This is a genomic window from Flavobacterium sp. YO12 (assembly GCF_004119495.1).
GTDB lineage: Bacteria > Bacteroidota > Bacteroidia > Flavobacteriales > Flavobacteriaceae > Flavobacterium.
In genome coordinates, this window is record NZ_NRQU01000010.1 from 1 (window position 1) to 24,522 (window position 24,522).

A 24,522-nucleotide genomic window follows, 5' to 3' on the forward strand; every position below is an offset into this window, starting at 1 on the left:
ATCTTCCTCCGGACTTGATTTGTTCTCCATGGGAAACTTTAACACTTAGTAATGGTACTGTAATTGAAGGTGGAATCGTAAACTTACCCGCTATATTCATTGTTTCATTGCTTTCATTATTATTAATTAAAGGAACAAAAGAGTCTGCAACTATCAACAATGTATTAGTTGTTGTAAAAGTGGCTGTAGTTATCGTTTTTATTGTTTTAGGATGGAAATTTATTGATACTAGCAATTACACTCCATATATCCCTAAAAACACAGGAGTTTTTGGAGAGTTTGGATGGTCAGGAATTGCAACTGGTGCAGCAACTGTATTTTTTGCTTTTATTGGTTTTGATGCTGTATCAACTGCCGCACAAGAAGCTAAAAACCCGCAAAAAGGAATGCCTATTGGTATCTTAGGATCTTTAGTAATCTGCACAATATTATATGTGTTATTTGCTCACGTAATGACTGGACTTGTACCTTACTACAAATTTGCTGGAGATGCAAAACCTGCTGCTACTGCATTTGCTGTTACAGGATATGATTTTTTACAAACAGGTTTAATCATTGCCATTTTAGCAGGATACACTTCGGTAATTCTGGTAATGCTTATGGGACAAAGCCGTGTGTTTTATACTATGAGTAAAGACGGTTTATTACCTCCATTCTTTAGTGAAATACATTCAAAATTCCGTACACCTTGGAAAACTAATGTTTTCTTTTTAATATTCGTAAGTTTATTTGCTGGACTAGTTCCTGTAAGTGACTTAGGACATATGGTAAGTATTGGAACTCTGTTAGCGTTTGTTCTAGTATGTATTGGAGTTATGGTAATGCGTTATAAAATGCCTGATGCACCTAGATCATTTAGAACTCCTTTAGTTCCTTTTGTACCTATTGCAGGAATCCTAATTTGTTTAGCTTTAATGTATTCTTTACCAAACGAAAGCTGGGCACGACTTGTTATTTGGATGGCTTTAGGTGTCTTAATATACTTTATGTATGGTAAGAAAAACAGTAAATTAAATAATCCAGAAAAATAATTTTGGCTATATAAACAAACAAAAAAAGGATCTTAGAGTTTTACCACTTTAAGATCCTTTTTTTTATGCCTATTATAAGTTACAAATCAAAAACTGAAGTTCTTTTGGCTCGTATTAAATCCTTTAATCGAATCCAAAAAGCTAAAGTTAAATAAACCCCAAAACCCAAACCTGCCGTAACAAAAGAGATGTAAATAAAAAACAGCCTCACACTTGTTACACGCATCCCTAGTTTGTCTGCTAGTCTTGATGATACGTGAAAGCCATATTTTTCGAAAAAAAATTTTAATTTTAAGATAGCCGACATTGTTAGTTTTTTTTTATCCTAATTATATCAGGATGATTCTTGATTACAAAAATACAAATTATCTAATTACTCATTTTCTAATTACTTAATATATCCTATTATTTTTTCAAAAGCTCCATTCCAACAGCACATTTCAAGCAAGCTTTTTTATTACAATACTCATTCTTAAGCTCTAATAAAGTTTGTGTTTCGAACGCATTTATTGATTTAATACCAAAAGAGGTAAACTTTTCTATTATTGAGTTCTTTTCTGGAGAGATTTCGTCCATAAAACTAATTAAATCTTCAGAAATAGATTCTCCAATCATTCTTGAATAAGCAAACTGAATTGGAATAATAGTATTAATGATTACCAAATCAAGAAATGACTTTGATAATATTTTTTCTTTGCTTGGGCTTTCTTTATCAAACTGAAAATGTTTTTTCCAATAAGGACTAGTGGAAACACTCAGGGTTTCGTAAACATTTTTTACTGATTTTAATCTAATAATCTTCGAAAATAAGTTCTGCTGTTTATAATATAATTTAGCCAACTGCGACAGTCTGATTGTCGGAAAATTGTCTGGTCTGTGCTTAAAAAATTGAAGAGGGTCAATATAAGATCTCTCTAATTGGTATTTATGTAAGAGGTAAAAAAATCTAAATTTTAAATCTTTAAAATACTCGTCTTCTTTCTCTTCATTTAATAAATTGGCTGTTCCAAAAAATAGTGCTTCTAAATTTTCTGCCTCGAAACTTTCTTTCCTAATAATCGAAAAAGGAATTGATTTGGCTATTTGCAAGAAAGAAGAACCATTTGTATTTAATCCAAAATTCTTAGCTAGTAAGCAGAATAAAACAGCTTCCCAATCTTGATTAAATTCGTCTAAAAGTTTACAAACAAGTTCTGATTTACGCTCTAATCGCTCAAAAAACAACCTTTCCTGCCAATTTTTTAAAACAAACTCATCAATTTCACTTATTTGCTTTTCGCACGGAATCCAAGTTTTAGTGGAAAACAAGTTTTGATAATTTGCAAGTACTTCTGCTTTCACATAATCTTTAATGACTAAAACTGGTATTTCAGTATTATTTTTTCTAAAAATGGCAGTATCATTCTCCCAAACAACGTGCAGAATAACATTTTCATAGGCTGAATCATTCTCATGATTATGTAAATACCAGTCTGATGATTTTAGATGAATTTCAACGTTTCCAGCCCATTTTTGATCTCCAATTTTAATATGAGCATTAAAAAAATCAGGCCCCGAAAGTTGCAAATAGTCGCCAGTTTTAATAATCGTAACCAATTCACCTTGAACTGTTTTTAAATTTAGAGTATCAAACTTTTTGAATTTCCAGAGATAATGAAGAAAGTCTTCTTTCATTTTTAGGTTTTTAATTGAAATAAAAACTAAAAATAAACATTTTTTACTATTATTCTTACAAAAATAAGTTTTTTTTTATCGAAGTAGATATAGTTTTGCACAAGCACGCGCATCAGACAGCGCCTCATGATGATTAAGTTGTATTTTCATTTCTCTGCAGCAATCGCTCAGTTTTGTTGGCTTCAAACCTTTTGCTTTATAAATCTTAACGGTACATTCCCACTTAGAAGCTATATTTAAATCTTCATAGTTTAATCCGTAAAGCAACATTGACTTCACCAAAACATTGCGATCAAAACTTTCGTTATGAGCCACAACTACTCTATTTTTTAATCTTTTTTCGATCTCTGGATAAATCTGTAAAAATGATTTTGAATTGACTGTATCTTTTGGATAAATACCATGTACTCGAATAGTAAATGGATTATACTCGTTATTTGGCGGTTTTATTAAAGTGACAAATTCATCTACAATAATTCCATTTTCGACAGTAACAATTCCAACAGAACATGGATGATAACCTGTTGCTGTTTCAAAATCAATTGCAGTAAAGTTCATTCTAAAAATTTTATAGGATAAAAAAATCCATAAATCTATCTTTAGAAAGCAGATTTATGGATTTATAAAAGTATTACTTTGTTCTATTTAATAGATCCAATAATGTCATATTTAGTGATGATATGATGATTTCCATTTCCTAGATCAATCAAAACTGCATCATTTTCTTTTGTAAAAAGCTTAGAAACTTCTTCGATTGGAGTTCCTAATTTTACGATTGGAAATGGTTTCCCCATGACATCTTTTATCGGTTTTTCAGCTACATTTTTATCTGCAACATAACTTCTAAACAAATCTGTTTCATCAACAGAACCTACAAAACCATTTATATCAACTACTGGAATCTGCGAAATTTTATATTTACGCATACGCTCAATAGCATGAGAAACCAGCTCTTCTGTACGAACAACGATCAATTCTTTATCGATATGATCTTTAATAACATCTTCAGCTTTGGTAACATTTTCTTCTAAGAATCCACGCTCACGCATCCAATCATCATTAAACATTTTACCTACATAACGACTTCCTGAATCATGAAATAAGACAACTACAACATCATCTGGTTTAAAATGTTCTTTTAACTGCAGCAAGCCTTTTATACAGGCTCCAGCTGAATTTCCAACAAAAATTGCTTCTTCTAGTGCAATCTTTCTAGTATAAACTGCTGCATCTTTATCAGTCACCTTTGTAAATCCATCGATCAAAGAAAAGTCAACATTTTTAGGTAAAATATCCTCCCCAATTCCCTCTGTTATATAAGAGTAAATTTCGTTTTCATCAAAAATTCCAGTTTCGTGGTATTTTTTAAAAACAGAACCATAAGTATCAATTCCCCAAATTTTAATATTTGGATTTTGTTCTTTTAAATATTTCCCTACTCCAGAAATTGTTCCTCCTGTTCCTACTCCCACAACAAAATGAGTGATTTTACCTTCGGTTTGCTTCCAAATTTCAGGTCCGGTCTGCTCATAATGTGCTAATGAATTTGATAAATTATCGTATTGATTTACATACCAAGAATTTGGTGTTTCTTCGGCTAAACGTTTAGAAACTGAATAGTACGAACGAGGATCTGTAGGCTCAACATCTGTAGGACAAACTACAACTTTTGCACCTACAGCACGAAGAATATCCATTTTTTCTTTAGACTGTTTGTCTGATATTACACAGATTAATTTATATCCTTTAATAATTGCAACAAGTGCTAACCCCATTCCTGTATTACCAGAAGTACCTTCAATAATAGTTCCGCCTGGTTTTAAGCGTCCATCTGCCTCTGCATCTTCAATCATTTTTACAGCCATTCTGTCTTTTACAGAATTTCCTGGATTAAAGGTCTCGACTTTTGCCAATACTAATGCATCAATTTCAGCAACAATCTTGTTGAGTTTTACTAATGGTGTATTACCAATTGTTTCTAAAATATTTTTTGAAAAGTCCATTTTGTTTAAGTTTTAATATGTGGTATTTTAAAATAAATTTTATTGTTTTATTGGAAGAAATTCCAAACTAAACCAAATCGCAATACAAAATCACGATAAGGATTGTTAGGCGCCGAATAATAATCGCTTTTTGCGAAAAGAGCATTTATATGTTCTGCTTTTAGATAAAAACGCGTCTGACGAATTCTTGCGTTTATAAAAAGATCAAAAAGTGGATAATTTCCAATCTCTTTACTGTTTTGAACAAAAAACTCTCCAACAACTGGATTATATCCATTACCATAATATTTTGTAAAATAATTAAAAACAACACCTGCTTGTGCAAATAATGCTTTCTTAAAAAAGTGATTTGAATAATAGAATGTGTTTCTTGTTACAAAATCAGGTACATTTAAAATTAAATCAGATTGATCTACTTTCTGATACAGAAGAGTATTATCTAATGCAAATTTCCCAAATTTAAATTCTTTGCTTGCTTTTATTTCTAAATAATTAATAGCGTTTCCGTACTGCTCTGGATTTATAATTTGTGTTTGGGCTAATACTTGAGCTGGAGTTGAAACATCTTTAAAATACAAATGATCATTTAAAACTGTATACTGAACCTCGGCATTTAACCAAGGTGTATATACGCTGGCTCCAAGCGTATTGATTTTTTCGTTTTTAAAATCATTCGACCAGTTGTATTGTACATAACTGCTTTGATATAAATTGTAATTATTGTTTGGCAGTTTATTTACGTTTCTATATTTAAAATCGAACTGGATTTTCTCATTTAAATTATATCGTAATTTTGCGTCAAGATCAGAAAGTGACTGGTTAGTGATAGATCTTGTATATAAAAAACGGCCATTCCATTTATTCTTTTGATATTCATATTGCCCACCTACATTATTGATCTGAAGAAACAAATTATCAGGAATCACTCCTCCTGATTTATCAACTAAAATTCGATCGTATTTGTAATTTGATCTGTAATCGTCTACAAAAAAATTAAACTTTCCTAAGAGAGAATTTTCATAAGCCAATCCAACTTTATTGTACAATCTTTCAAAATGAGTTTGATCATTTATACCACTTGTGGTATATGAAGCTCCAAAACGCTGCACTTGCTGTCCATCAACAGTCGAAAGAACAGTAGGCTGGTTGTATTCGAAAAATTTATTTTCGAAGTTAAACTGATGATTTATATATAAATTATTATTTCCGTTCTTTGGATTCACTCTGAAGGCATGGTCAAAAAACAACCTTTTCCCTTTCAAAAAAGATTTTGCATCTGTCAGGTAAACTTGTAATCGCTGACGATTTTTAAAATCTGGATTATCACTTTCAAAATCCTCTGGTGTGGTAATACCTCCATTTTCTTCGTTTGAATTATCTTGAAAAGTAAAGTGTGCATTTAAAGCATATCTTCTATCTGTTGTTGCATAACTTGTAGTAAATCTAAAATTTCCTGAACTTACTAACTGATTTATATAATCTCCTTCTGAACGTAATCCTCTATACGCAATAGAGAAATTAAGGTTTTTTGAGGTATTTAGAGTAATAAACGAGTCTACATTTTGTCCTTTATTAATTGTTGTATTAAAAAACAACTCTGTTACAGGGGTCGCTGCCGAATAGTATCTAATATCATCTGCCTGCAAATAATTATAGTGCATTGCCGAAAAGCCAATCTCTGGATAAGGAGAAAAACTAGTTAAACTGTATTGCAAAACATTTAAAGGCTGTCCAATATTTGAAAATTCCAACAGTCCAAAAAGATCTTTTCGAAGATGATTTTGTTTGTATGCGCTTTTTATTGTTAATGATGTATCTACATAAGTAGTATCATGCTCTAGAGTAATAATCTGGTATTGATCTATTTTAGCAATTTTCGCCTTCGTCTTTTTAACAGTGTCTGTTATACTTGAATATTTTGAATTCATATCTAAACTACTTTTTGAAGTAGTCTTTTCTTGAGAAAACAATAAGGTTGGTATAATTAATAGATATAGAAAAATGAATATTCTCATTTGATAATGTTATATAAAATTATTTCGGCAAAATTTGTCGAACAAAGGTAAAAGATAAAAACGTATAAACGAAAAAAACAAAATGTTAGTATAGCCGCATTTTTATAACCGCTTCTAAAATGAAAACCCCGTTTACAAACGTAAACGGGGTTTTCAAGAAAATCAAAATATTTATTGTTTCTGTAAAATAAACTTAATGTGGACGATTACTTTAATTTTCTACTAGTTTTTAAATCTTTCAAAAATTAGAAATCCCATTAAACTAAATTTACAATTTATTATAGTTCGTTCTGCTTAACTAGTGGATTTGCATTGATCTCTGCTCTAGGGATCAACCATTGCCATCTTTTATCTGTTGCAGGAACATTGATTACGTTGTTTGTGATCGTTGAATTATGATTAGCTCCAGATCTATCAAGAGGAGAATTTGTTCTCTTTAAGTCATAAAATCTAAAACCTTCTCCCCATAATTCAATTCTTCTTTGAAACCAGATTTCATCAACTAAAGCTTGTCCTGTTTTTGTAGACAAAGTATATCCAGTATCTCTTGTTTTTACTAGAGCAAATAATACAGCAGCTGCATCAGCTTGCCCTAATCTTGCTTTTGCCTCTGCTTCGATAAGGTACATCTCAGCAACACGCATATAAGGAACATCACATCTACTATCACCAGTACTTACAGATAAGAATTTTTGACTTGTGTAAGGGTATTTAGTAAAAGAGCTTGGAAGATTCAGCGAAGCATGCACTCCCGTTTTATCAAATAACTTTGAACGTACATCCGTTGTAGGAATCAAATTATAAAGTTTACTATTAATTGCCTTTGGACATGTACGAATAACTGTTGAATTGTAATTTCTAGACATGTAAGCTCCAAAATTACCAAAATAATCTGTTTGAACTTCATTAATATGGCTTCCCCACATCCATTCTTTACCAGCGTAGTCATTAAACCCTTTTACATATTCTTCAGCATTCATTAATGCAATACCTGTTTTAGCTTTAGCAGCATAATCTGCAGCAATAGCCCAATTTCCTTGAGTTAATGCAACTCTAGCTTTTAAACCTTGTGCTACACTTAAACCTAAATGAGAATTATTTGGTTTTGTATAACCTACTAATAAAGTATTTGCTTCATCTAGATCTTTATTGATTTGTGTGTAAACTTGTTCAACAGTTGAACGAGCAAAACCCTCATTACCAACTACTAAAACTAACGGCACTCCCAATTGCGAGTTATCAACTCCATTAACATATCTTTTTCCAAACAATTGAACCAATTGATAGTGACAAAATGCTCTATACAATAAAGCTTGACCTTTTAAAACCTTTTTATCAGCATCTGGGCCTATTGTTGTATCTACTGCACCAAGGATAGTGTTTGCATTTCTAATTATTCTATAATAAGTACGGTACGGAAATCTAACATCTTGAGCATTCTCGTTTGCGACACCATTCCAGTTGTAAACTTGCAAAAACCATCCATTAGTAGCAGGAAAAACCACATCATCTCCAGCAATATCAACTTGCTGCATCATTCCTCCTAAACCGTTCTCATTCTGATTACTTTCATATCTAATATACAATGATCTGTGTATACCATTTAAAAGCGTCATTAAATCGTCTGTCGTTTTAGTAATATCCTCATAAGTAACATATTCCGTAGGCTTTTTATCTAAAAAATCGTCTGAACATGAAGAGAGTACCAATAACGATATTGCGAAAAATATCTGTTTTATATAATTTGATTTCATAATGTTTTTTTTTAAAAGTTTAAGTTTAACCCTAATGTAATAGCTCTAGATGGCATGTATCTATTTTGAGTTGTTCCATTAAAAGTTTGACTTGGATCCATCCCTTGACGTTTAGTGAATAATAATAAATTTTCACCATTTACATACAAGGTAGCATTATCCACTCCTAATTTAGTGATTAACTCTGAAGGCATCTTGTAAGATAAATTAACTTGTCTTAAAGATAAATAATCAGAACCTATTAACCATCTGTCAGAAGCTGCAGTTGATTGAGTATTTCTACTAACGTCCATTCTTGGAACATCAGTAATATCACCTGGTTTTTGCCATCTGTTAAGAGCATCTACACTTAAAGCAGATCCATAATTGTTTCCAGTATGCATAAGTGCTGCATAATTAGAATCATACATTTTTCCACCTATTTGATAAGCAAATAAAACTTCCAATCTTAAACCTTTATATTCAAAGTTAGTCCCAAAACTACCAAACAAATCTGGAATTGCTGAATCAGCATAATGGTACAACGCTTTATTTGGATCTGTTGTTACATTAACGCCATTAACAACTCTTTGTGTCGCATCTCCTGCAACAATTAAAGTTGGATCTGATACGTATAAAGCATATCCATCAGCTGAATCTACACCATACCAAGCTCTCAACCAATAGTCGTACATAGACTGCCCAACCATTAATTTCTTAGTTCCATTAATAATCTCTTTTTGAGGCAAACTAGTAATTTCATTATGAATTGTAGATGCATTTATATTCAATCCCCATGAAAAGTCATTTGTTTTAACAACAACTCCATCTAAAGAAACTTCGAAACCTCTGTTAAACATAGAACCAATATTTTCGATTCTGTTATCAAGCCCTGAAGATAATGGATTTGGTACTGAAAATATTAAACCATCTGTGCTTCTGTTGTAATACTCAACACTACCTCTAAGTCTGTTTTTAAACAATCCAAATTCAACAGCAATATCTTTTTGAGTATTTTTTTCCCATTTCAAATTTGGGTTCCCAGCAGAGCTTGCAATAGCACCACCTTCACTCTGATTATCATATCCTAAACTAAATGTTGATAAGCTTGCATAATAACTTAAATCATCAAAACTTAAATGAGAATCATTACCAACCTCTCCTAAAGAAGCTCTTAATTTTAACTCATTGATCCATCCGCTATTTTCTAAGAAGCTTTCTCTTGAAAGTACCCAAGCACCTCCAACTGACCAAAAATTCCCCCAACGGTTATCATTTGCAAATTTAGAAGAACCGTCTCTTCTAAATGATCCTGAAAGGATATATTTATCTTTATAGTCATATCCTACTCTTGACAAATAAGACTCTGTACCATAATTTCTTGTATAAGATGTTAGGTCAGTTACTGTCGCATAATTAATAAATTCTGGATTATCTGGAAAAACCTGACCTGTTTTAGTACCAGACAACCATTCTCTTTCGTAGTCGAAACTTTCGTGTCCTGCTAAAACTGAGATTGTATGATCACCAATTTTCTTGTCATAATTTAATAACTGGTTATAAGTAACACCAGTCATAATCCTGTTCTCTTTAGCTATCAATCCTGTAGGTGCACCGTCTCCAATTTCTGTGTTATATGTATATGTTCTGTTTAAGTAAGTCTTATCCAATGCTGCGTTTGCAGTAAATTTAAAATCTTTCAAGAACTTAAATTCAACATAAGTTCTTGCTGATAAAGCCGTTCCTTTTTGATTATCAGTATTGTTTAGTGTTTCATAAACAATATTTCTGCCTGGTGCTGCACCAGCACCTCTACGAGTTGAGTAGATTTTATCCCCAGTAACAGGATTTAACAAATAATCTCCGTTTGGTGCATGGTCATAAACAGGGTAAATAGGCCCCATATATCTAGTTGCTCTAAACGGGTTATTAAAAGAGCTTGTATTATCAACTCCGTTTACTGCCATATTAGAATCTGTAGTAGTACCAGTTAAATTAATACCAGTTTTGAACCACTCTTTCAAAGCAGTGTTAAGATTCAAACGAGCAGAAATTCTCTCGTAATCAGATTTTTGAACATATCCTTCTTCATTAAGATATCCCAAAGAAGCGAAATAGTTTGATTTATCACTTTTTCCTTGGTACGAAAAGTCAGCATTTTGTCTTGTACCAGCTCTCTCTAATTCTTTTGTCCAATCTAAATCATCTGGATATAAAAGTTTAGCATTTGGATTTAATTTACCATCTGTACCAACGATTTGTCCGTTTGGAACATTAAATGGGTTTGTAACCAATTCGATTGGAACTCTACCAGATGCATATGTGTTAGCTGCATCTATCTGAGCAGGTGTTCCCATTGGACGACTGTTTCTAATTGCTTCCCACTCTAAAGGGTAGTAATCATAAACATTAACTCTATCGTATTCTTTAATCAATCTTGAAGTTAAACCTTGACTTACATTTAGTGAAAACTTATCTTTTGATGATTTACCTGTTTTAGTAGTAATAATAATTACACCATTAGCCGCTTTCGATCCATAAAGAGACGTTGAAGATGCATCTTTTAAAACTGTTAAGCTTTCAATATCAGCAGAATTCAAAGTACTAATATCTCCTGCAAATGGAACTCCATCTACAACATAAAGTGGAGTATTTGATCCATTGATAGAACTAAAACCACGGATTCTAATTGCTGGAGCAGCACCTGGTTGTCCAGACGCACTTTGAATTTGAACACCTGAAGTAGCTCCTTCAATTGTAGATAAAACGTTTGTTACTGCTCTATTTTCAAAATCTTCTGCTTTGATCGAAGCAGCAGAACCTGTATAAGAACTTTTCTTTGCTTTACCATAGGCAACAACAACAACTTCGTCCAAAGATTTTCCTGAATCTTTCATTTTAACACTTACTGTTGAAGAAGGTCCTACCACAGCTGTAACCTGATCCATCCCAACATAAGAAAAAAGAAGTACATCACCAGTTTTAGCTTTAATAGAGAAACCTCCATCAAAATCTGTTTGCGTACTAACTTTTGTGCCTTTAACAATAACATTAACCCCTGGAATAACTCCTGTATCACCTGAAACGATACCTGTAACAGTCCTCTCTTGAGCATAAGAAAACTGAATAGAAAGCGCTATCAATAGCGAATAGATCCATTGTAATTTTAATTTCATTTTGGTATATATTTGAATTAGTATGCGACAAACATCTTAATTATTTCTTAAAATAACAAGAGTCTTTTTAACAGAACACCAACATTACTTTAATAGCGCATTAACAGTAAAACGCAGTAAATCAACATTTTTTAGCTAAAACCCTATTATATATAACAATACAGCTGTATCTAGAATATATCTAATTTTATAATTTTAACACAATATTAACATTTATAACTGTAACAAAACCCTTAAAACGGAGTGCATTTTGTTTAAAATGTAACAATTATCCTAACAAAAAAAATAGCAAAAAGGCACATTTCCACACTTAACTAGTTATTTAAGTTCATTATTTACAATTGATAGCCCAAAAAATGCCCCACTTTCAACTCAATAATTTTTAATTTATTTTAACATAATAAATACAGCTGAGAAAAAAGAATAAAATTTAGATGCTTCGATTACAACTTAGAATATATCTTAACTGAAACGAAAATAACCTGCAATTTTAACAATATTAAAAAACATACATCAAAGGCAAATCGAAATCTTGATACAAAACACGATTTGTGTTTAGAATTATTTTATAGAACTATACCTTATCTACTTAAATATAAGTTTGCAAAAAAACATACTTTCTACCATTATTGATCAATTTGCCTTTTTAATAAATTTTGAAAAAAAATTACAATATTTGCACTTCAAAAAAAGAACTAGATGCTGCAGCTTAATTATTCAGGATTTTCATTAGAGACAGGAACAGATGAAGCAGGACGTGGTTGTCTAGCAGGACCTGTTACGGCAGCGGCTATAATTCTTCCAAAAGATTTTGAGAATACGATTTTAAATGACAGTAAACAATTGTCTGAAAAAACACGTGCACTTTTAAAACCAATTATCGAAGAGCAATCGCTTTGTTTTTCTGTAACACATTTATTTCCTGATGAGATTGATGAAATAAACATATTAAATGCATCAATGAAGGGAATGCAGGAATGTATCTTAAAATTAAGTCAAGTTCCTGAATATATTATTGTAGACGGTAACCGTGCCTTAAATGCAAAACTAGGATTAAAAAATACTATTGGAAAACAGTTTTCTTCTGCTGAAATAGAATTGCTGAAATCTATCCCAAATACGAGTATTGTAAAAGGTGATGCCAAATTTCTAAGCATTGCAGCGGCATCAGTATTAGCAAAAACCTATCGAGATGAATACATGGATCAAATTCACGAAGAATTTCCAATGTATAACTGGAAAAAAAATAAAGGATACCCAACCAAAGAGCATCGAGAAGCAATTAGAAAATACGGAACAACAAAATATCACCGAATGAGTTTCAGACTTTTACCTGATCAATTAGCTCTAGAATTCTAAATCATAAAGCAAAAATTAGCGTCTTTTGATTTTACAATAAAAAATCAGCTTAAACTATTTATTTTTTTGAATGCAAAATGTGGAGCAATTCTAAAAAGCACATATAATAATTTTACCTTCGAAATTCTTATTTCTAATTTGTTCTTATCAAGTCCTTTAAACATTTCTCCAACAGCCTTTTCTGAAGATATAGCAATTTTAGGAGGTTTACCATTATGCCAAGGTGTATTTACAACTGGAAATAACACCTCAATAATCTGTATTGGTTCATTTTTAAGCTGATACCTCAAGACTTGGGTAAAGGAGTGTAAGGCTGATTTTACGGCATTATAGAAAGTATAAACGCCTCTTGGTACATACACCAAACCAGTAGTAATATTTATAACTTTCGAATTTTTATTTTTGATCAGAATAGGATACAACAATTTTATCAAACGAACTGGAGCTTCAAAATTGGTTGAAATTTCATCATTCATTTTTTGCAAAATCAAATCATCTTCTATAAAAGCTGTTCTATGAACAATCGCAGCGTTATTAATCAAGATATTTATCTGAGGGTAAGAAGCCTCAATCCATTTTGCAAACACTTCACATTCATGCTCATTTGCAATATTACAAGGGTAAACAATTAGATCGGGCAGTATTCTTTGAGCTTCTTTGAGTTTTTCAACAGAACGTGAACACGTAATTACTGTATTACCTTGTTTTAAAAACTGCTTACACATTTCAAATCCTATACCTGAACTTCCTCCAGTAATAACGATAGTACTATTCGTGATTTTCATAACTCAATATTTAAATTAAGCATCAAAAATACCCATCGTCGCAAAACTATGCATTGATCTATGTTAAGTCTTAAATTTTCTTCTAATTCTACTAAGTGATTCAGGTTGAATACCCAAATATGAAGCTATAATTTGCTGCGAAACTCTACTTTCTAAATTTGGAAACTCGGCAACAAAAATTTCATATCGTTTTTCTGCATCTAAAAGCAGTAATTCTCGCTCTCGTTTCTCTTTAACACAAAAAGCTTTTTCTAATATTTGAAGTAAAAAAATACTCCAAAAAGAGTTTTTCTCTTTCATTTCCAGCCATCTAAAATAATCAATTTCTAAAATTTCTGCCTTTTCTAAAACTTCTACAGAAAAATGAGAAATACTATTATGAATCATTGCTGAGTAGGAACTTATGAAGTTGTTTTCGGAAATGATACTTTTTGTAAACTCATTGCCATTTTCATTAGTATAAACATATCGAAACAATCCTTTTAAAACAAAAGCCATCTTACGCGGAATTTGACCTGCCACAATAAAACAATCTCCCTTATCAATTATTTTATGCTCACAGATATTCGATAATTCCTCCAGCTCTTTTTCAGGAAGTGTTAAACTATTTAATATTGCTTTTTTATCGATCATATCCATACCTAAAACAGAAAAACCCGTTGAATATAATTTCTATAAAAGCAATTATATTCAATAGGTATAAACTAAATATTCAAAAACTAAAACTAGTTTTAGTTCGATTTTTCTGTAATAAATTCAGCTTCAAATAAATGAGCTAAATGTTTATTGATTTTAGACTTCACTTCTTCCTCATCAACACGTTCAACACCAAGTTCAACATTTAAAGAAGTAACGCCTTTACCACGAATACCGCATGGAATTATATTATCAAAATATCCTAAATCTACATTTACATTTAATGCAAATCCGTGCATGGTAACCCAACGCGAAGCACGAACGCCCATTGCACATATTTTACGCGCAAATGGTGTTCCCACACCAAGCCAAACTCCGGTTTCACCTTCACTCCTGCCCGACTCTAATCCGTATTCTGCTAAAGTCAGAATAATTGCTTCTTCTAAGAAACGTAAATATTTATGAATATCTGTAAAGAAGTTTTCTAAATCTAGAATTGGATACCCTACAACTTGCCCCGGGCCGTGATAAGTAATATCTCCTCCGCGGTTAATTTTGTAAAAAGTTGCTCCTTTGGCTTCAAGCTGTTTTTCGTTTAATAACAAGTTCTCTAAGTCACCACTTTTACCTAAAGTATAAACATGCGGATGCTCAACAAACAATAAATAATTGGGAGTTGGCAAATCGAGTTCTTCCCTTCTATTTTTGATTTTTAAATCAACTATAGCTTTAAAAAGCTCTTCTTGATATTCCCACGTCGATTTATAATCTCTGTTTCCTAGATCTTGAAGTTGAATTTTTTTATTCATTTTATTTATTTTTCAAACTCTACTTCAAAGTTGAGTTTGTCAGGATTCTCCATATAATCCGTAAAAGGGTATTGAATTGTAATTGATTTTCGATCGTCACTGAATAACGCATTCGGATTTGATACTTTTTTGATTTTTTTCGGGAAATGATAACTCACAACGTAAGTTGAAGATGCAAACATCATTTTTGACATTCCCGCAGAATCTTTAACCATTTCGGCAACTTTTTTAGGATCTATTATAGCCTTTCTAGTAAACTTTTTAGCATCATATGTATAAGTCAATACACTATTATTGTTCCCAATACCATTCCCTAACGGACTTGCTCCTGCTCCTCCTTCAAGTTTTTGAAGCACATTGGCAGTTTGCAAAATATCCTGCAATTCATTTACATTTTTAAAATCAGTCGATAAAGTCATCAAAAACTGCTTTTTCTCACTACTCATTTTAGTATGAACAGCAAAACTTTCCAGTTTCTTCAGTTCTTTTTGAACCTCTGGAGACAACTTTGCAATACTATCTTTTTTCTCTTCAAACAATTGCTTGAAAGTAAAACTAGAATCAATATCTTTTTTGGCATCAGCTCCCATTTGACTTCCAATTTGGTCGCCTGCCATTTCCATCAAAGCAGAACCATCCATATCTACAGAAAATTTTCCAGTTCCGTTATCATTAATGTAAATACTTTCCGTAAAAGTACAACTTGTTAAAAAGGCTAATAAAAAAGAAAAACTTAATAATTTTAATAATTTCATCGTTGTGTAATTTTTTTATCAAATATACGAACTCTATTCAAAAGAATATTACTTTGTAAACTCGCTGATTAATCCTCAAATATTACCTTAAATCCAATATTCATATTGCTGTTGTCCTGTATATTCTCTAAAGGAACATCATAAATAAAACTCTTTCTATCAGCAGCAATCACAGCATTTTTTAAAGAAACCGTTTTTATCTTTTTAGGAAAATGGTATTCCATAGAATATTTGCATTCCTTCATCATATCCTCCATTTTCTTAGAAAAAGGATCATCTTCCTCTTTTCCCTTTTTCTTTTTAGGCTTCGAAACTGCTTTTTTATTATCCTCAGTACTCGAAATCACTTTTGTAAAACTCTTTCCATCATAAAGGAACGAAGTAGAGTTATTATCCTCAGATTTTGGTGCTGCACTTAAAGCTCCAAGTCGCTTTTTATCAGAAAGAGCTAATTTTTCCATCGCCTGAGTTGGAGATGCCATTTTTTGAATACTGTTTAAATCAGGAAAATCAAATATCATATTATACTCCATTTGCTTTTGCTCTTCGTTCACCTTTAAACTAATTTTAAAATTCTCCAGAACCTTAAGCATTTCTTTCTCTGCTGCCGGCAGTTTTGCTATACTATCTTTTGCTTTATCAAATAATTCTTTAAAATTAAACGTAGTATCAATAACCTTTTTATCCTTTAAAGAATCTGAACTTTTCATTCCCATTTTATACATTCCCGCCATGTCAAATCCATACGAAAAAGACCCTGAGCCATCCTCATTTATAACCACTTTTTCTTTAATAGTGCAACTTGACATACATAATACTGCAAGGATATAAAACAGTCCTTTTTTCATGATTTTAAATTTTTGGTTAGTAAGCTGCGAAGATACCTTCTTTTGATAATAATTTAAGTTTTATTCTAAAATCACTTCCAAATTTGTCTCATCAGGATTCTGTACGCAATCAGAAAGCTGAAATTCTAAACTTAATGATTTCCTATCGGCACTTATAACTGCTTTTTCGTTTGAAACCGATTTTATCTTTCTTGGAAAATAGTAGTTCAAAACATAAGATTGTTTCAATTTAAAATTGGAAAACATTTTTTTCTTATCCTGCACTTCTTTCATTCTTTCATCAAATTTTTCTTGGTCCGTAATTATCAAATTTCTTCTAAATGTAACACCATCAAAACTGTATTTTATTTTATAAAATGGCTTAACTATTGTATAATTTTCTTTTAAACAACTTGCTAAACGAAGGCTTTCATAAACATTAGGAACTTCTTCTATCTTTTTAAAATCACATGAAACAATATTAAAATTCTCCATCTGAATTGGATCCATTTTTACATGCATTTTCACATTAGAATGTTCCTGAAATAATGCTTGATCTGATTTACTAAATCGCACAAAAGTTTCTTGATATTTAGTAATGTAATCTTGAAAAACAAATATGGTATCAATAAATTTCTCCGAAGAAGGACTATTTTTCCCTAACTGCATAACACTATTTTCATCTCTAAGACTGTAAACTTCAATATTTCCAGTTCCGTCTGGGTTTATTATTATTGTTTCGGTTATAGTGCAGCTTGTAAGCAGAATTAACAATAAAAAGGCTGATATAAATTTCATTTTTTAGGATATTCTGAGTTTTTATAAGTCGCTAAGATAACTAGATTCTGATTCAATTTCTTACAAAACTATTTTATTTTAAAACAGCACATAGTCCCCACGCCAGTCTATACGGGGCAAAAGGCGATTGAAATACAATAAATTGCTGTTGCAAAAATTCTAAAACACGCATTCTAAAATCTACATTCTTTTCTTTATCTTTGCACTCTTAAAAAAAGCACAAAAATGGCATTATCAGAACAAGAAATCATCAGAAGAGAAAAACTTCAAAACTTACGCAGCTTAGGAATCAATCCTTATCCAGCTAATCTTTTTCCTGTAAATCATACTTCGAAGCAAATAAAGGAGTCGTTTGAAGAAGGTAAGAAGGTTATCGTTGCGGGTCGTTTGATGAGTGTTCGTGATCAAGGTAAAGCTTGTTTTGCTGAATTGCAAGATAGCGAAGGACGTATCCAATTGTACGTGAATCGCGATGTTTTGTGCGAAGGCGACGATAAAACTTTATACAACCAAGTGTTTAAAAAATTAACTGATTTAGGTGACTTTATTGGTATCGAAGGTGAATTGTTTACTACACAAGTTGGTGCAAAATGTATTCGTGTAAGCGGTTTTACGTTCTTAAGCAAAACATTACGTCCGCTTCCGTTACCAAAAGTTGACGAAGAAGGAAACGTTCACGACGCGTTTAATGATGCTGAGTTACGTTACAGAATGCGTTATGTAGATTTAACTGTAAATCCGCAGGTTAAAGAAACTTTCATCAAACGTACAAAGTTGTTTACAGCAATGCGTGGTTATTTTAACGATGCAGGATATCTTGAAGTTGATACCCCTGTTTTACAGTCAATCCCTGGTGGTGCTTCGGCAAGACCTTTTATCACGCACCATAATTCGCTTGACATTCCGCTTTATATGCGTATTGCGAATGAATTATACTTAAAAAGATTAATTGTTGGTGGATTCGAAGGTGTTTATGAGTTTTCTAGAAACTTCCGTAACGAAGGTATGGACAGAACGCATAATCCTGAATTTACTGCAATGGAAATATATGTAGCTTACAAAGACTACAACTGGATGATGGAATTTGCTGAAGGTTTATTAGAGCATTGTGCAATTGCTGTAAACGGAACTAGCGAAGTTACTTTTGGCGAACACCAAATTAACTTTAAAGCGCCTTACGCTCGTGTTACGATGACGGATTCTATCAAACATTTTACTGGTTTTGATATTTCTGGTAAATCAGAAGAAGAATTGTTTGAAGCAGCAAGAGGAATGGGAATTGAAGTGGACAAAACAATGGGTAAAGGAAAATTGATTGATGAGATTTTTGGAGCGAAATGCGAAGGAAACTATATTCAGCCAACTTTTATTACTGATTATCCAAAAGAAATGTCTCCGCTTTGTAAAGAACACCGTGATAATCCAGACTTGACTGAGCGCTTTGAATTAATGGTTTGTGGAAAAGAAATTGCAAATGCATATTCTGAATTAAATGATCCTATTGATCAACGTGAGCGTTTTGAAGATCAAATGCGTTTGGCTGCAAAAGGTGATGATGAGGCTAACGGAATTATCGATGAAGATTTCTTAAGAGCACTTGAATACGGTATGCCTCCAACTTCTGGAATGGGAATTGGAATGGATCGTTTGATTATGTATTTAACAAACAATGCTTCTATTCAAGAAGTTTTATTATTCCCGCAAATGCGTCCGGAGAAAAAACAATTAATTGAATTATCTGATGAAGAGAAAGCAATTATTCACTTCCTTAAAGAGAACGAAAACAAAATGGATCTTGCGCAGCTAAAAGTTACAGCTAATTTAAGCGGTAAAAAATGGGATGCAGCTATGAAAAATTTATCAAAACATGGTTTGACTAAAGTTGCCGTTGAAGGTGAATTTAAATTCGTGGAATTGGTAGGATAAATTATTAAAATCCCAATTTTTGGAAATTCCAAATTCCAAAAATTGATTTTTATAAAATACAAACCCGACAGATAATCTGTCGGGTTTTTTATTTTTAAAAAGAATACTTCTCTATTTTTTTAGAATTAACATCCAAAACCTTTGTACTTTCTTTAGGAACATCGCCTTTTATAACTTCCTGAACAGATGGATTCGAAGGATATTTGCCGCCTTTCATTTTTAAAAGATGAAATTTCCCTCCGCTTTCAAATATTAAATCATAAAATTTTTCGGTTGATGAAGTTGTAACGTAAATTGGATAATCAGTTACTGTAAAACGATTGATTACGCTTCCGTCATTGTTTAAAATGTATCCTGAACAGCCTCCGCTTCCGCAGAAATAAGAGTTTGAAAAACCTACGAAGTATTCGTTTTTCTTATCATTATTCAAATCAAATTCTTGATAATAAAAATAACGATCGTCTTTTGTCATAGCTGGAATATCTTTCTTCAACAAAACACTTAATTGTTTCCTAATCAATTCGACTGCTTTATCATCTCTCGGAGGCGCTTCGTTGAGATTTGCTGTTCCTCCCAATGTTTTAGACAAAGTGTCCTGCACAATAGTTTTTACTATATTTTTCGATTCTGTTTTATTTTGACATGAATACAATGCCAAAATTGCAATTGCAATTACGATTTTACTTTTCATAGTTTGTTCTTTTTAATTTTATATCTCTATAATCAATTCTAAACAAGCAAAGCTGCTTTATTTTCAATATTATTCTCAGTCAATAATGATTTAATATTATTAAATGTTACCAAAGCAATCTGAGTTAAAGCTTCATTGGTAAAAAATGCCTGATGTGCTGTTACTAAAACATTAGGAAAACTCATTAACCTTTGAATAGCATCATCCTGAATAATATCTGCAGATAAATCTCTAAAGAATAATTTTTCTTCCTGTTCGTAAACATCAATTCCTAGATAACCTATTTTACCTTCTTTCAAGCCTTCAATAACCGAAGCCGTTTCAATCAATCCGCCTCGGCTTGTATTAATAATCATCACATTATCTTGCATAGAAGCAATTGAATCTTTATTGACAACGTGCTTTGTTTGAGCATTTAACGGACAATGGAGCGAGATAATATTACTTGATTTAAAAATCGTTTCCAGCGATACAAACTCTACACCGTCCTTTATCATTTCATCATTAGTAACAATATCATACGCTAATACTTTACAGCCAAAACCTAAAGCAATTTTCGCAAAAGCCTTTCCTATATTTCCAGTTCCAATAATCCCAACCGTTTTTCCAAATAAATCAAAACCTAACAATCCGTTTAGAGAGAAATTTTGTTCGCGAACACGATTGTACGCTTTATGCGTTTTTCTATTTAATGTCAAAATCATTGCCATTGCATGTTCAGCAACAGCTTGCGGAGAATAAGCAGGAACACGGCAAACTTTTAAGTTGTATTTCTTTGCAGCTTCTAAATCAACATTATTAAAACCGGCACATCGTAATGCAATAATTTTTACTCCTTTTTCTGCCAGCTGCTTAATTACGGCTTCGTTTACTATGTCGTTTACAAAAACACAAACAACAGCTGTATTTTCAATTAAAATAACAGTCTGGGGATTAAGCTGGGTTTCGAAAAAATCCAATTCAAAACCATCATTATACTGATTAAAAAAAGCTTTATCGTAAGGCTGTGTTGAAAAAAAGGCGATTTTATTTCCGCTGATTGTAGTAACTAAACTCATAATAAATTGTTCTTGGATTTTAATTTGTTTATAGCTTAAAAATACAAAAATAATTCTAGATGCCTCTTTTAAAATAAAGCTTTAATGTTTTACGTTTCAATTTGTTAAATAAAGCACAATTCTAATTACCCAATTAAACCTATTGATTTTAACACTGTCTAACCGATATAAACAATTAAAAAACTTACATCATGAAAAAATTATTTATCGCTGCTTTGCTATTTGTTGGAATAGCAAGTTTTGCACAAGAAGCTGACCAAAAACCTATGCGCGAGCACAAAGAAAAACTAACTCCAGAGCAACGCAGTGAAAAACAGCTAAAAAAACTAACTTCTGAATTAAATTTAGATGCGAACCAACAAACACAAGTAAAACAACTTTTAGCAGATCGCAACGCAAAAGCTGAAAAATTTAAAGAAGCCAGAAAAGACAAAAAAGACAGCAATGTAAAACCAACAGCTGCTGAAAAAGAAGCTTTCAAAAAACAAATGATGGATGAAAAAGAGGCTAATGATGCTAAAATGAAAGCAATTTTGAACGCTGATCAATACAGTAAATGGAAAAACATTCAAAAAGAAAATCAAGATAAGATGAAAAATAAAATGAAAGAACGAAAAGATCAAGAATAAAAAAAGAGGCTCGAAAGCCTCTTTTTTATTGTCTATAAATCTACACCTTAGGATTTAAAATTAAATCAATTCGTTTAATACAATCCTCATAGTGATACTTTGTTTCTGCATTTGTTCCTAATGCTTTTGCAGCCGTAAGTGATTTTTTTAATGTATTTAACTCACCGCGTACCAAAGCTCTAAGATCAGACTGAGAAACGTTGTAATATCCACTTGCTCTGTCTGATGGCTTCATCTCTTCTGTCATCAAAATTCCCATTCTGTCGATATAAGCACGTTGAAGGTTTCGACGGTAAATGGTAACACTAGCAGCACTGCTTGTTTCTTTCCAAATTCCTTTTCTCATATCTTTAAAGAAATCCAAAGCTTTATAAGTATCAGCACCCAAAATTTCATTATCCATTAATCTTCCAATACGTCCTAAACTTAATAAGTTATTTAGATGTCTAACTTGTAAACTTCTAAACCTTTCAGTATAACCAGCATAATCTGTATTCTTTAAAGTATTTAAATTTACAATCCAAGTTGGAGATGCAAAAGCATTTATCTGTAACCAATTCATTGCTTCGATTTGCTTTGCCTTTGGAACAACTTCGTATACATTTCCTGCCTGATTTGGATTTTTAAGGTTTTCATAAACTCCGCCAACATTTGTTACAACGTGACCTACATAACGGCTCCAAACATCCAATAATTCCTTATACAATTCATCTAAATCTTCATAGTTGTTGGTAACATTGCTCGTCCATTCATTTAAATGATTCGCAACAAATTCAAGATTTTTAAGTCCGTAAGAACTCGCTTTCATTGAGTTATTTCCAATATCTTCTGTTTGCGAAGAAGGATCGAAAGTACTGCTTTGTTTACCATATTTATAAATTGGATTTCCTGCTTTATCCAAAATCCATTTGTCTAAAGTCGGAGTTTCGTCTTGAGGAGTTTTCGAATTTGGAATTACTCTATAACCCCAGTTTAAAGCATAATGATCATAGGCTCCCATTTTACGAATAAAACGAACATTTTTATCTCCCGGCTGCGCAATATAATTGTATCTCGCATAATCCATGATACTTGCTGCAATACCGTTTTGCTGTGTAAAATCACCGTTTCTGTAACTTTCTGTATCAAAAGCACAGCTTGCTCCCATATTATGAGGAAAACCTAATGCGTGACCAACCTCGTGAGCAATTACCATTCGCATCATTTCGCCCATTTCTTCATCACTAGTCTGCAATGTTCTAGCTGATGGGTTTGCCGCTCCAGTTTCTAACAAATAACGATTCCTGTATGAACGCAAATGATTGTGATACCAGATAACATCACTTTCTATAATTTCTCCCGTTCTAGGATCAGAAACACTTGGTCCAACAGCATTTCTTGTTGTACTGGCAACATAGCGTATTACCGAATAACGAACATCTTCTGGGCTAAAATCAGGATCTTCTTCTTTTGTTGGAGCATCTTTGGCAATAATAGCATTTTTAAAACCAGCAGTTTCAAAAGGTTTTTGCCATTCTTCAATTCCTTGTTTAATATATTTTCTAAGTTTTTCCGGCGTAGCTGGATCTAAATAATACACAATTGGTTTTATTGGCTCAACCAATTCTCCTCTTGCATAAGCTTCAGGATCTTTTGGCTCCAATCTCCAACGTCTGATATAAGTTTTAAGATCAGATTTCAATTCATTGCTTCCATAATCGTATTGGCTTATGGTAAACCACCCTACACGCGGATCTGCTAATCTAGGTTTCATTGGTACTTCTGGCAATAAAACCATCGACTGATTCATCTGAATACTAATTGACTCTGTTTCTTCCAGCATTGAAGGTTTTGAAGCATTATAAGTCATATCCTGAATAACTTCAATATTCATAGGAAAACTTTTAATCGTATTGATAAAACTTCTTGAATCATCAAGTCCTTTTACTTTATACGTTTCTCTCATTTGACCAGAAATCCCGCTGATTGCTTTTACATCTGTACTGTAAAATTTAGTAACATCGATAACGGTGTTTGCAGAATCTTTACTAAAAGCAACAATATCAAAAGCAAACAATGTAGGATCATAATTATTTGATTTAACCGAAATACTTATTGGCAAAGTATCATTTGCAACCGCATTATATGATTTTGATTTAATTAGAATTTTATCTTGAAAACGCTGCCAAACAATCAATTGTTCATTTGTTTCAGAACCTGCATTTACATATCCTCCTCCAAGATTAGAAGGCAGTTTAGACAACCTGCTTACCAGAAGCATATCTTTGTTTAGATATTTATTTGGGATTTCGAAGTAAAACTTTTTATCTACTTTATGAACCGTAAAAAGACCTTCGTCAGAAACGGCATCTTTAGTAATTACTTTACTGTACTCTTTGATAGAAGATTCAGATTTTTTTTCTACTGGGGCTCCAGCGCTCTCTTCTTTTTTAGATTTCTTTTTTGTCGATTGGGCAAACTGACTTTCAGGAAATAACATAAAAACTGCCATTGCAGTAAAAATGAAAATTTTCTTCATTTATTATAGGTTTTAATGGTTATTTGTTAAACAAAAATAATTTTTGAATGCAATTATACAAGTATTTTAGTTATCATTAACTTTTTATTAACTAAATAC

20 protein-coding genes are annotated in these 24,522 nt (G+C 32.1%); 4 read left to right on the top strand and 16 right to left on the bottom strand.

Features of this window, described 5'->3' with window-relative positions:
• Positions 1-1,031, top strand: a 1,031-nt coding sequence (locus BOW55_RS04735; protein WP_129023198.1) for an APC family permease, incomplete at its 5' end; no start/stop codon positions are given.
• A 79-nt stretch (positions 1,032-1,110) separates the two neighbouring features.
• Here BOW55_RS04735 and BOW55_RS21235 read toward each other — a convergent pair.
• The 7 genes from BOW55_RS21235 to BOW55_RS04770 form a co-directional block, all read right to left on the bottom strand.
• Positions 1,111-1,338 (bottom strand): PspC family transcriptional regulator, encoded by a 228-nt coding sequence (locus BOW55_RS21235; protein WP_007810860.1) that lies wholly within the window; start codon positions 1,336-1,338, stop codon positions 1,111-1,113.
• Positions 1,339-1,436: 98 nt separating this feature from the next.
• On the bottom strand, positions 1,437-2,705 hold the full coding sequence (locus BOW55_RS04745; protein ID WP_129023199.1) for a DUF2851 family protein: 1,269 nt from the start codon (positions 2,703-2,705) through the stop codon (positions 1,437-1,439).
• 75 nt (positions 2,706-2,780) lie between these two features.
• Complete coding sequence (locus BOW55_RS04750) at positions 2,781-3,263, bottom strand: 3'-5' exonuclease (RefSeq protein ID WP_129023200.1); 483 nt, start codon at positions 3,261-3,263, stop codon at positions 2,781-2,783.
• An 83-nt stretch (positions 3,264-3,346) separates the two neighbouring features.
• Positions 3,347-4,708, bottom strand: coding sequence for a pyridoxal-phosphate dependent enzyme (locus BOW55_RS04755; RefSeq protein WP_089053860.1), 1,362 nt, complete (start codon positions 4,706-4,708; stop codon positions 3,347-3,349).
• 47 nt (positions 4,709-4,755) lie between these two features.
• Positions 4,756-6,723 (bottom strand): putative porin, encoded by a 1,968-nt coding sequence (locus tag BOW55_RS04760; protein ID WP_129023201.1) that lies wholly within the window; start codon positions 6,721-6,723, stop codon positions 4,756-4,758.
• Between the two features lie 278 nt (positions 6,724-7,001).
• Positions 7,002-8,477: a RagB/SusD family nutrient uptake outer membrane protein gene (locus BOW55_RS04765; RefSeq protein WP_129023202.1), complete on the bottom strand. Its 1,476-nt coding sequence runs from the start codon at positions 8,475-8,477 to the stop codon at positions 7,002-7,004.
• 11 nt (positions 8,478-8,488) lie between these two features.
• A complete protein-coding gene (locus BOW55_RS04770; protein ID WP_129023203.1) occupies positions 8,489-11,632 on the bottom strand; it encodes a TonB-dependent receptor in 3,144 nt (1,047 codons plus the stop codon).
• 699 nt (positions 11,633-12,331) lie between these two features.
• Between BOW55_RS04770 and BOW55_RS04775 the strand changes: the two genes are divergently transcribed.
• The gene (locus BOW55_RS04775) at positions 12,332-12,991 is read left to right on the top strand and encodes a ribonuclease HII (RefSeq protein ID WP_129023204.1); all 660 of its coding nucleotides are present in this window, start codon (positions 12,332-12,334) and stop codon (positions 12,989-12,991) included.
• Between the two features lie 44 nt (positions 12,992-13,035).
• Here the strand turns inward: BOW55_RS04775 and BOW55_RS04780 are convergent, their stop codons facing one another.
• The 6 genes from BOW55_RS04780 to BOW55_RS04805 all read right to left on the bottom strand — a co-directional run bounded on the left by BOW55_RS04780 (position 13,036) and on the right by BOW55_RS04805 (position 17,601).
• The gene (locus BOW55_RS04780) at positions 13,036-13,776 is read right to left on the bottom strand and encodes an SDR family oxidoreductase (protein WP_129023205.1); all 741 of its coding nucleotides are present in this window, start codon (positions 13,774-13,776) and stop codon (positions 13,036-13,038) included.
• A gap of 63 nt (positions 13,777-13,839) precedes the next feature.
• On the bottom strand, positions 13,840-14,409 hold the full coding sequence (locus tag BOW55_RS04785) for a Crp/Fnr family transcriptional regulator (protein ID WP_241686475.1): 570 nt from the start codon (positions 14,407-14,409) through the stop codon (positions 13,840-13,842).
• A gap of 98 nt (positions 14,410-14,507) precedes the next feature.
• Entirely contained in the window at positions 14,508-15,221 is a 714-nt protein-coding gene (gene lipB, locus BOW55_RS04790; protein WP_129023207.1) for a lipoyl(octanoyl) transferase LipB, read from the bottom strand.
• 5 nt (positions 15,222-15,226) lie between these two features.
• Positions 15,227-15,976, bottom strand: a complete 750-nt coding sequence (locus tag BOW55_RS04795; RefSeq protein WP_129023208.1) for a hypothetical protein — start codon at positions 15,974-15,976, stop codon at positions 15,227-15,229.
• Between the two features lie 68 nt (positions 15,977-16,044).
• Positions 16,045-16,824, bottom strand: coding sequence for a hypothetical protein (locus BOW55_RS04800; protein ID WP_129023209.1), 780 nt, complete (start codon positions 16,822-16,824; stop codon positions 16,045-16,047).
• A 60-nt stretch (positions 16,825-16,884) separates the two neighbouring features.
• Positions 16,885-17,601: a hypothetical protein gene (locus BOW55_RS04805; RefSeq protein WP_129023210.1), complete on the bottom strand. Its 717-nt coding sequence runs from the start codon at positions 17,599-17,601 to the stop codon at positions 16,885-16,887.
• Positions 17,602-17,826: 225 nt separating this feature from the next.
• On the opposite strand from BOW55_RS04805, the gene lysS reads away from it, so the two are divergent.
• Positions 17,827-19,527, top strand: a complete 1,701-nt coding sequence (gene lysS, locus BOW55_RS04810) for a lysine--tRNA ligase (RefSeq protein WP_129023211.1) — start codon at positions 17,827-17,829, stop codon at positions 19,525-19,527.
• 94 nt (positions 19,528-19,621) lie between these two features.
• Here the strand turns inward: lysS and BOW55_RS04815 are convergent, their stop codons facing one another.
• Both BOW55_RS04815 and BOW55_RS04820 read right to left on the bottom strand, forming a co-directional pair.
• Complete coding sequence (locus tag BOW55_RS04815; protein ID WP_129023212.1) at positions 19,622-20,218, bottom strand: hypothetical protein; 597 nt, start codon at positions 20,216-20,218, stop codon at positions 19,622-19,624.
• A 38-nt stretch (positions 20,219-20,256) separates the two neighbouring features.
• Positions 20,257-21,276, bottom strand: coding sequence for a 2-hydroxyacid dehydrogenase (locus BOW55_RS04820; RefSeq protein WP_129023213.1), 1,020 nt, complete (start codon positions 21,274-21,276; stop codon positions 20,257-20,259).
• A gap of 191 nt (positions 21,277-21,467) precedes the next feature.
• On the opposite strand from BOW55_RS04820, the gene BOW55_RS04825 reads away from it, so the two are divergent.
• Positions 21,468-21,905 carry a hypothetical protein gene (locus BOW55_RS04825; RefSeq protein ID WP_129023214.1) on the top strand — a complete coding sequence of 146 codons (438 nt, stop codon included), beginning with the start codon at positions 21,468-21,470 and terminating at the stop codon, positions 21,903-21,905.
• Between the two features lie 40 nt (positions 21,906-21,945).
• Here the strand turns inward: BOW55_RS04825 and BOW55_RS04830 are convergent, their stop codons facing one another.
• A complete protein-coding gene (locus tag BOW55_RS04830) occupies positions 21,946-24,423 on the bottom strand; it encodes a zinc-dependent metalloprotease (protein WP_129023215.1) in 2,478 nt (825 codons plus the stop codon).
• Positions 24,424-24,522 lie beyond the last annotated feature (99 nt).